Below are 6731 nucleotides of genomic sequence, written 5' to 3' on the forward strand. Positions count from 1 at the left end.
CCGATTCAACGGTTACCGGCGTCAGCCTGCTGGCTGAGGGCGGGGGATTGCCAGGGATGGGCAATGACTTGCGTCCCCGGGGTCAGGCGGTCGATCCCCTCGATCACCACCCGCTGTCCGGCGTTGAGCCCGGACGTGATGCGGTACTGGCTATTCACCAGTTCAGCGGTGTTGACCGGAACCAGTTGTGCCTGCCCCTGGCCATCCACCACCCACACGCTGGTCTGGCCCGATGTGCGCACCACCGCCTGTTGAGGCACGCTCAGGGCGTTGGCATAGCGGGCACGGGGAATACGCGCCTGTACGTAGAGGCCGGGCAAGAGACGCCGCTCCGGGTTGTCCACCAGTACCCGCAGCAGTACGTCACCGGTACCGGCATCCACCTCGATGCCGGAGAAGAGGATGTGTCCCTGCATGCCGAGCGGCTTGCCGTCGCTGCCGAGGATGTCCACCGCCAGTTCCGGTGTCGTCGAGCCAGCCTGCTGGCGCAGGGTGTCGAGCACAGAGGCCGGTTGACGCACATCGACGTAGACCTGATCGATCTGCTGGATCCTGGCCATGGGGGTGGCGTCGGTGGGGGACACCAGGGCACCTTCGCTCACCAGGGCCTGATCGATGCGCCCGGCGATGGGGGCCTCCACGCTGGCAAATTGCAGGTTCAGCTGGTGCCGTGCCAGGGTCGCCCTGGCCTGGGCCACGTCGGCGGCCGCCTGATCCCGCTGGGAGACCGCATCGTCATAGGTCTGGCGGCTGATGGCCTCGGTGCGCAGCAGCGGCACCAGACGGTCAATCTGGATACGGGCGCGGGCCAGCACGGCCTGGGCCCGCTGCAATGCTGCGGTGGCGCTGTCGACATCCGCCTTGAAGGGGGCCGGATTTATCTGGAACAGCACGGTGCCTGCGCCGATTTCGGCGCCCTGCTCGAACAGGCGGCGCTGCACGATGCCGCTGATCTGGGCCCGAATTTCGGCGCTGCGCAGCGCGGCCACCCGGGCGGGCAGATCCTCGCTGATGACCAGGTCCTGACCTGCCAGCGTCATCACCGACACCTGAGGAAGGGTCGGCGCATCTTGCGCTTGCGTCGCCCCATCGCAACCTGCCAACCCGAATGCGGCAATGACGGCGAGCAGGGCGCCCGCATACCGCTGTTTGACAAACATCATACTCACCTCGTTAAACCGTCTCCCGGGCATGGTGCTGCCGCGAGAGCACATCGAACGGGCATTATGGAGAGGGGCTATTGCGAATGATTCGAGGCTTTGTGGAGAATCCATGGAGGCGGTGATAAAGTTCAAGCCCACCATTTTCGAGTCCGACCATGTCGTATCTTCCTGCTTCCGCCAACCTGGCGGCCCAGTCACTGGTACTGATTGCAGAGGATGAAGCCGAGATAGCCGACATCCTCGCCGCTTACCTGCAACGCCACGGATTGCGCACCCTGCATGCCGCCGATGGCCGCGAAGCCCTGGCCATGCACCAGACATGCAAACCCGATCTCCTGCTGCTGGATGTGCAGATGCCGCAGGTCGATGGCTGGCAGGTGCTCAGCGAGATCCGGGCCCGTGGCGACACGCCGGTGATCATGCTGACCGCCCTGGATCAGGACCTCGACAAGCTGATGGGGCTGCGCATGGGGGCGGATGACTATGTGGTCAAACCCTTCAACCCGGCCGAAGTGGTGGCCCGGGTACAGGCGGTGCTCAGACGCAGCCAGGCTGCGAAGCAGACCATGGCCCGGGTGCTGCGGGTCGGCCCCTTCCAGATCGATCTGGAGAGCCACGAGGCCAGCATTTGCCGCGATGAGGGGCAGCAGGTGCTGGATCTGACCCTGACCGAGTTCAAGTTGCTCGCCTCTCTGATGCGGGCACCCAAGCGGGTGTTCAGCCGCGCCGAACTGCTGACCCACTGCCTGCCGGAGGGGGATACCCAGGAGCGCACGGTGGACAGCCACATCAGCAAGCTGCGCAAGAAGCTGGAGGCACAGGGCATCCAGGGGGTGCCCGCCAGTGTCTGGGGCGTCGGCTATCGCTTCGGGGGTGATGCGTGACATCGGCACCCGGCCTGCGCAGGCAAATCATCCGCTCCCTGGGGCTGATGGCGCTCGGCATCATCTGCCTCGCGGTGATCGGCACCTATGTGTTCTACGCCATTGCCGTGACCTATGTGCCTGGCAGCATCTCCGAGAGCTGGATGCCCTCCAGGGTCGAGATGATCTGGATTGGCTCGACCATTCTCATTGCATTGGGGATGGCGCTGTACGTGGCGGTGCGCCTCTCTCGGCGCATCCTGACCCCGCTCAATTCGGTGGCGAACAGCCTGCGAGAGGTGGCAGAGGGCAAACTCGATGCGCGCGTGCCGCTGGATGAACAGGCGATCGGGGAGACGGCGCAACTGGTGCGGGACTTCAACACCATGGCCGAACAGCTGCAGAGCATGACCCGTGAGCGGGAGTTCTGGAATGCCGCCATCGCCCACGAATTGCGCACCCCGGTGACCATCTTGCGTGGCCGCTTGCAGGGGCTGGCCGAAGGGGTATTTCCGCCAGAGCGTGCGCTCTTTGAAGGTTTGTTGCGCCAGGTGGAGGGATTGACCCACCTGATCGAAGACTTGCGGGTACTCAGTCTCAACGACAGCGGCCACCTGGAGTTGCAACGAGAGGCGATCAGGCTGGCCGACGAGCTTGCCGTGGTGCTTGAGGCGTTTGCCACCCCTCTGGCCGCGAGCGGTTTCACCCTCAAACGGGAGCTCGATGCCGAGCTCTGTGTCTGTTGCGATGCACTTCGCATCCGTCAGGCCCTGATGGCGCTGCTGGAAAATGCCCAGAAGCACGCGGTGCCGGGCATGCTGACCGTGCGCCTGCATCGTTCTGGCGCCCAGTGCATCCTGAGCGTGGAAGACGAAGGGCCCGGCATCAGCGAGGAGGTCGCCGCCCATATCTTCGAGGCGTTTCGCCGGGGGGATCCGTCACGCTCGCGCAAGAGTGGCGGCAGCGGGCTCGGGCTGGCCGTGGTCAAGGCGATTGCCGAGGCCCACGGCGGCAGTGCGGTCTGCCAATCCGGCGGGCGGGGCGGCACCCTGTTCCTGCTTTCCTGGCCCCTCTTGCACCCTGACGGCAGGTCATGACCCCGCATTGCCGCATCGGCTCGGGATGGGCGCGCCGAGGCGCGTGTGTTGACTGTGATCCAACAGCCCAAAAAAAGCCCATCTCATGGGGAGAGACGGGCTTTTTTTATGGCTTGCAGGCAGCGCCCTCTTGGGGCGCGCCGGGATCAATGCTCGGCCAGCAGGGGCTCTCCCTCCTGGCGTTTGTCGTGGATGGCAAAGCGATCGACCAGGGTGGCACTGGCGTCGTTCAGGCCGATGACCGCCACCTCTTTCCCCTCACGGCGGAACTTGATGACCACCTTGTCGAGGGCCGTGATGGCGGTGATGTCCCAGAAGTGGGCGTGCGTCAGGTCGATGACCACCTTCTCCACTTCCTCCCTGAAATCGAAACCGGCCAGGAACTGCTCGGCGCTGGCAAAGAAGATCTGGCCCCGCACCAGATAGGTACGCACGGCGCCGCTGCGCTCGCTGTCGCTCTTGACCAGCATGACGCGGGCAACCTTGTGGGCGAAGAAGAGGGAGGCGAGCAGCACCCCTACGAATACCCCGAGTGCCAGGTTGTGGGTCGCGACCACCACGGCGACGGTGGTTACCATCACCAGGTTGGTGGAGAGGGGGTGGCTCTTCAGGTTGCGTACCGACTCCCAGGAAAACGTGCCGATGGAAACCATGATCATCACGGCCACCAGGGCTGCCATGGGGATCTGACGGATCCACTCATCCATGAAGACCACCATCAGGATGAGCAGGGTCCCCGCCACGAAGGTGGAGAGGCGACCGCGGCCACCGGATTTGATGTTGATGACGGACTGGCCAATCATGGCGCACCCCGCCATGCCTCCCAGCAGACCGGCGCCGATGTTGGCGATCCCCTGACCCTTGCACTCGCGGTTGCGATCGCTTGGGGTGTCGGTCATCTCGTCGACGATGGCTGCCGTCATCATGGACTCGAGCAGTCCCACCACCGCCAGCCCCGCTGAGTAGGGGAAGATGATGGCCAGGGTCTCCAGATTAAGGGGAACGTCGGGCCAGAGGAAGACCGGCAGGGTATCGGGCAGCTCGCCCATGTCGCCCACGGTACGGATGTCGATGCCCAGGGTGATGGCCACCGCCGTCAGGATGACGATGCACAGCAGGGGGGAGGGGAGCAGTTTGCCCACCACGGGAACGAGCGGGAACAGATAGATGATGCCAAGCCCGGCCGCGGTCATGGCGTAGACCTGCCAGGTGACGTTGGTGAGCTCGGGCAGCTGGGCCATGAAGATAAGGATGGCCAGGGCGTTGACGAAGCCGGTCACCACGGAGCGGGAGACGAATCGCATCAGGCTGCCGAGCCTGAGGTAGCCCGCCGCTATCTGGAAGAGGCCGGTGAGCAGGGTGGCCGCCAGCAGATACTGCAGGCCATGTTCCTTGACCAGGGTCACCATCAGGAGCGCCATGGCGCCGGTGGCGGCGGAAATCATGCCGGGACGACCGCCGACGAAGGCGATGACCACGGCGATGCAGAAGGAGGCATAGAGGCCGACCTTGGGGTCGACGCCCGCAATGATGGAGAAGGCGATGGCCTCCGGGATCAGCGCCAGGGCGACGACGATGCCCGACAGCAGATCGCCCCGTATGTTGGAGAACCACTCTTGTCTTGCACGTTCCAGCATGGGGATTTTCTCGCTCGTTGAGGATCCATGGCCACAGGCCCGCAAATCAGGGGGAATGGCGGGGATCACAGGGTTGGATTGGCTGTTGATGGCCGGGTAAACCGGCCGGTCGGCATAACCGGAGTCAGGCGGCAGAGACCGCACAGGGCAGGGTCAGGGCGGCGTGACGGCCACCCCAGAGCACATAACAGGCATAAGGGGCGCATGTTAACAGCCGGTGCCAGGCCGGGGAAGCCCGAAAGGGCCAGAAACGGGGAGATAGGACACAAAACGATTGGCCTGTCAGTGATCAAGGTCTCATCTGGAAAGTTTATTATCCCTTCCCCGCCGAGTGCTGTTATATGATTGCGATGTTTTTTGCAAAAACTCGTGATTTTAATGCAGTTAAGTTCTGGTTATTGGTATTTCTCTCTAAGTCATACCCTTCATCCCGCCGAGAGCGAGCCCCTTGAGGCTCGTGGCGGGCCCTGAGATCAGGGTTTCACGGGTTCCGTTTCTATTTGTTGGTACGTGATTCAGCTCCCATTGGGTTTCATGAAAAACAATGCTGACACCATTTGAAAACAATTCGACAACATGGATACAAGCTACGCGTTAGATCTCATCTCCCGGTTCGAACAGGCCGACGATGAGCACACCATAGTGGCGTTGCTGCGCCAGTTGACGACACAGGCGGGATTTGACTACTTCAGATTGGCCCTGATGTCTCCCAGCACCATACAGCGACCGGATGTCACCATCTTCAATGGTTGTCCTCAGGAGTGGGTTGACGCCTATACCCAGGCCAACTTCTTTGCCATCGATCCCGTCGTCCAGCGCGGCATGGAACAGAGCACCCCCATCCTGTGGGCGGATCTCATGGTGCAGGGGGTCTGTGACGATGAGCGCCTTGCGGTGATGACGCTCGCGCAGCAGGCGGGATTGCGCGACGGCATTACGTTTCCCTGGCACGGGGCCAACGGTCATGTGGGCCTGCTCTCCCTGATCACCAGCACACCTCGCACCAGAGCGCAGTGGCTCTCTGCGGTGCCTTTTCTCAGCTGGCTATCCATGCATATCTTCGAGGCGGTGGTGAGAGTCTGCCTGGTAGGGGAGTCCTCTCATGATGCCCTGAGCCTGCGCGAGCTGGAGGTATGCCGCTGGGCGGCGGAAGGGAAGCAGACGAGCGATATTGCGCAGATTCTGGGGATCACCCCGCGCACGGTGACCTTTCATCTGAACAATGTGGTCACCAAGCTGGGGGCCAGCAGCAAGTGCCAGGCGATCTCGTGGGCGTTGAAACAGGGGGTGGTGAGATTGAACGTAGAGCTGGCCGCCGTCGCCAATGTGGATGAGCAGTAGTGTTCCCGTCGGATTGGCGCAAAAAATTGCGCACGTACCAGAAGATTGAACTGCCAGTGCAATGACTGATGGTCAAACGTGTTGAAAAGTACAACTTATTGCGCCGAGCGTACTGCCTTATGGGGGGATTTTTTATAACTGATTGAAATGTAATGGGTAAAAAGAGTGGCATGGACGCTGCTAACGGATTCGGGCGAGTGTCATAACCGTTCAACCATCAGGAGCAATTCCATGCCAACCCCATGTTATATCAGCATCGAAGGTAAAACCCAGGGCAACATCACCGCCGGTGCCTTCACCTCCGATTCCGTCGGCAACATCTTCGTGCAGGGCCACGAAGACGAGATGCTGGTACAAGAGTTCCAGCACGTCGTCACCGTGCCGACCGATCCGCAATCCGGTCAGCCGGCGGGTCAGCGTGTCCACAAGCCGTTCAAGTTCACCGTTGCCCTGAACAAGGCCGTGCCGCTGATGTACAACTCCCTGGCCTCCGGCGAGATGCTGCCGAAAGTGACCCTGAAGTGGTATCGCACCTCCGTCGAGGGCAAGCAGGAGCACTTCTTCAGCACTGTGCTGACCGATGCCACCATCGTTGACATCGACTGCCAGATGCCCCACTGCCAGGATCCG

At 62.2% G+C, this 6731-nt stretch carries 6 protein-coding genes; 4 read left to right on the top strand and 2 right to left on the bottom strand.

What is annotated here, in order from left to right:
• Positions 1–5: 5 nt before the first annotated feature.
• A complete protein-coding gene (locus AB5Y93_RS09050) occupies positions 6–1163 on the bottom strand; it encodes an efflux RND transporter periplasmic adaptor subunit (protein ID WP_214005251.1) in 1158 nt (385 codons plus the stop codon).
• A gap of 155 nt (positions 1164–1318) precedes the next feature.
• Between AB5Y93_RS09050 and AB5Y93_RS09055 the strand changes: the two genes are divergently transcribed.
• On the top strand, positions 1319–2047 hold the full coding sequence (locus AB5Y93_RS09055) for a response regulator (RefSeq protein ID WP_214005252.1): 729 nt from the start codon (positions 1319–1321) through the stop codon (positions 2045–2047).
• A complete protein-coding gene (locus AB5Y93_RS09060) occupies positions 2044–3123 on the top strand; it encodes an ATP-binding protein (protein ID WP_214005253.1) in 1080 nt (359 codons plus the stop codon). Before AB5Y93_RS09055 ends, AB5Y93_RS09060 begins: the two co-directional genes overlap by 4 nt.
• 146 nt (positions 3124–3269) lie before the next feature.
• On the opposite strand, the gene AB5Y93_RS09065 is transcribed toward AB5Y93_RS09060, so the two are convergent.
• Entirely contained in the window at positions 3270–4760 is a 1491-nt protein-coding gene (locus AB5Y93_RS09065) for a SulP family inorganic anion transporter (RefSeq protein ID WP_279955909.1), read from the bottom strand.
• A 576-nt stretch (positions 4761–5336) separates the two neighbouring features.
• Between AB5Y93_RS09065 and AB5Y93_RS09070 the strand changes: the two genes are divergently transcribed.
• The gene (locus AB5Y93_RS09070) at positions 5337–6101 is read left to right on the top strand and encodes a LuxR family transcriptional regulator (RefSeq protein ID WP_041214665.1); all 765 of its coding nucleotides are present in this window, start codon (positions 5337–5339) and stop codon (positions 6099–6101) included.
• 231 nt (positions 6102–6332) lie between these two features.
• Positions 6333–6731 (top strand): type VI secretion system effector Hcp1 (hcp1, locus tag AB5Y93_RS09075; RefSeq protein WP_368229207.1); only part of this gene is annotated, 399 nt, incomplete at its 3' end.

The organism is Aeromonas sp. R10-1 (genome assembly GCF_040908465.1).
Taxonomy (GTDB): domain Bacteria; phylum Pseudomonadota; class Gammaproteobacteria; order Enterobacterales; family Aeromonadaceae; genus Aeromonas; species Aeromonas caviae.

Excerpts from the sequence above, each read along its gene's own strand:
- AB5Y93_RS09065 (WP_279955909.1), bottom strand. The coding sequence starts at position 4,760 with ATGCTGGAACGTGCAAGACAAGAGTGGTTCTCCAACATACGGGGCGAT.
- AB5Y93_RS09050 (WP_214005251.1), bottom strand. The coding sequence starts at position 1,163 with ATGATGTTTGTCAAACAGCGGTATGCGGGCGCCCTGCTCGCCGTCATT.
- AB5Y93_RS09070 (WP_041214665.1), top strand. The coding sequence starts at position 5,337 with ATGGATACAAGCTACGCGTTAGATCTCATCTCCCGGTTCGAACAGGCC.
- AB5Y93_RS09055 (WP_214005252.1), top strand. The coding sequence starts at position 1,319 with ATGTCGTATCTTCCTGCTTCCGCCAACCTGGCGGCCCAGTCACTGGTA.